This window comes from Vibrio sp. 10N.286.48.C11, assembly GCF_041469805.1.
Taxonomy (GTDB): domain Bacteria; phylum Pseudomonadota; class Gammaproteobacteria; order Enterobacterales; family Vibrionaceae; genus Vibrio; species Vibrio crassostreae_C.
On sequence record NZ_JBFRLK010000172.1, the window covers coordinates 1 to 2613 of the forward strand.

At 45.0% G+C, this 2613-nt stretch carries 3 protein-coding genes; 1 reads left to right on the forward strand and 2 read right to left on the reverse strand.

Annotated features, from left to right (window positions below; all coding sequences use genetic code 11):
- Window positions 1-70 precede the first annotated feature (70 nt).
- Together AB4209_RS22435 and AB4209_RS22440 are read right to left on the reverse strand one after the other, a co-directional pair.
- A complete protein-coding gene (locus tag AB4209_RS22435) occupies window positions 71-469 on the reverse strand; it encodes a DUF3299 domain-containing protein (RefSeq protein ID WP_372057453.1) in 399 nt (132 codons plus the stop codon).
- A gap of 116 nt (window positions 470-585) precedes the next feature.
- Window positions 586-1407: a DUF4437 domain-containing protein gene (locus tag AB4209_RS22440; RefSeq protein ID WP_372057454.1), complete on the reverse strand. Its 822-nt coding sequence runs from the start codon at window positions 1405-1407 to the stop codon at window positions 586-588.
- A 143-nt stretch (window positions 1408-1550) separates the two neighbouring features.
- Here AB4209_RS22440 and AB4209_RS22445 point away from each other — a divergent pair, with 143 nt between their 5' ends.
- Entirely contained in the window at window positions 1551-2504 is a 954-nt protein-coding gene (locus tag AB4209_RS22445; protein ID WP_372057455.1) for a LysR family transcriptional regulator, read from the forward strand.
- Window positions 2505-2613 lie beyond the last annotated feature (109 nt).

The window sequence follows — 2613 nt, forward strand, 5'->3', positions numbered from 1 at the left end:
GTGTTATTAAGGCTATCCATAGCTAAATTTCACAATAATTCATCAATCTTAATTAGATCACATTTTTACTTTAATTGGTATTAGTTGGAGTCCCTTCTTCAAACTTGACGTAAATAATCTGGTTTGGAGGTGGTGGTGGAACGTGAATACACGCACCATAAAAGGGAACCAAAAGAAACTCAGAGATTGACTCTGAGTCCCCTTCTAATGGAATCACGAAACCCGGTATTTTGACGTTGCTGCCATTCAGTTCTGGACGAACACTTCCCACTAGAGCCTGCTGAGCAACATTCGCACTATGGTCAAGGGCAGCAAGGGTTTCATCGCTGACGCGTGCACGTTCGCTTTCTGGGATCAGATCAAGCCACTCAATTTCTACCGTATTTTCATCGCGCACTTGGTTTGCTGCAAAAGAGGCAGAGCTGAATGTCACCATGATCAAAGAAGCGATGAACAATATGTGTTTCATATATTAACCTTTGTATTGTACATAACCCTTGTGCTGCACAGATTTGCGCGTCGATGGAAATTGCCACCGGTTTAAGGGGGATTAAGCCGATGGCGAGGGACAAAGCGAGCTAGGGCTTATTTCACTTGGTACTTGCTGTTAGTACGGATGTAGATTGTTGCCTCAGAGTCCCCCGTGTTGGTGATGTTATGAGAGAACTTGTCCTCAGATTCCACGTAGCTTCCCGGGTTTAAAGTAAGATTGCTGCTTTGTTCTTTTGAGTTGTACTCAATCGAGCCTGCAATCACAACGGCGCGGAACTCACTTGCGTCTGTAGTGATTTTGCCGTCAAAACCGGCAGGCAGTTTAATCATTGAGCCACCCATATCAGAGGTACTACCCCAAACGTATGTGGATTGAACACCTTCTGCACTGATGTCGTGAAGATCGCTGCTGTTTAGCCACACAATGTTGTCTTTATGCAGGTTCAGAGGGCGTTCGCCATTATCGAATTTTTCCGCAGACGGTTTAACTAGATATGGCCCCGCATCAATCTCAAGATAGATTAGGTTAGTTTCGCCGTTCGCTGCCGTTGTGTGGTCTTCACCTGCTGGCTGCGTCCAGAATGAACCGGGTGGCATCCACATTTTTTCTGATGTTGGGTCGTCGTTATGCATCTGACCTTCAATCACGATACCGCGATACGTGATGTTATGAATGTGCGGTGGTGATTCAAAGCCTTTCTTAAAGCGTACTAACATACCTGTTGCGGTATCGGTTGTACGGTCACCCCAAAGGTCGGCTGCTCCTGGGCTAAGTACGCCGCGCAGCGGGTTCAGATAACCCCACTCAATGTCGTTAGCAGCGACAACTTTTGAAGCGCCTTCATCGGCAAAAGAAGGAGTAGTAAGTAGAGCTGTCGCTAGTGCTAATGTCGATGCTTTAATTAGTGATTTCATAGAAATGTCTCTGCTGTGTTTGCTTGAGATGAATAATATTCAAAGTTATCATTCGATAAACGGACTAATCTTTAATAAACTTTCCTTAAATCGTGGATAATAAAGATTGAACCATTGCGAGTGGGCGATGAAGAAGGATGGTTATGAAAATTTCGGATTTACAGGTATTGCTGAAAGTTGCCGAGCTTCAATCTATTACAGCGGCGGCGAATCAACTGGATATTAGCTCGTCTGCGGCAAGCGTGTCATTAAAACGAATAGAGCAAGTATTAGGCGCCGAATTATTTGTTCGAACGACCCGAAAGATGCGCATAACTCCAGAAGGTGAACGCTACTTGCCTTTGTGCCAACAAGCATTGGATTTGTTGCAACAAGGACAGGTGTTGGTCAAGGAAGAGCAGCAATCCATCAGTGGGGAAGTTCGTATCGCGGTGTCTTCTGAGATGGGGCGCAACCTGATGCGCGTTTTGCTAAATGGTGTGATGGATAAACATCCAGACGTATCTCTAAGGCTTCACGTAAGTGATAGCCGAATCGATTTTTACCGAGATGGAGTTGATGTAGCGTTGCGAGCAATGACCAAAGGGGCGGCGCAGGAATCCAACTTGTATGGATTTAAGATCTGCAATATCCCGCACGTTTTATGTGCTTCTCCTGATTATATTGAAAATCATGGTCGACCTATGGTTCCCGGCGATTTGTATCAACACAATGCCCTACTCTACAAGCTCTATGAGGTCTTACACGACGGTTGGGAGCTTTATCACGATGATCAAAAATACAGAATCAAAATGAACAGCGATAGAGCGGTGAATGATGGTGATATCGTGCGTAGGTGGTGCATTGATGGAGCAGGGATAGCGAAGAAATCAGCTATTGATGTTGGAAAGGACCTACTCGCGGGCCGATTAGAAAGGATATTGGCCGATTGTGAGATACCACTGACCGAAATGTGGCTCGTCTTGCCAAGTCGTCAGTTAATCTCTCCAGCGATTCGATTGATACGTGATGAACTCAAAGCCAAGATTCATCAACTTCGTCATGAATTGCTTGCAAAAGGGTTGATAGAAACACGTGAATGGCCGCTGGATAACTAGCCGTGATCGCTAATAATGGTTCTGGGGACTAGTTAAACTAACGTTTGCCATACTTCAGTTAATTCGTCTTTCCCTAATTTAGCAAAAGTGCTAACTCAGAAATGTCCGT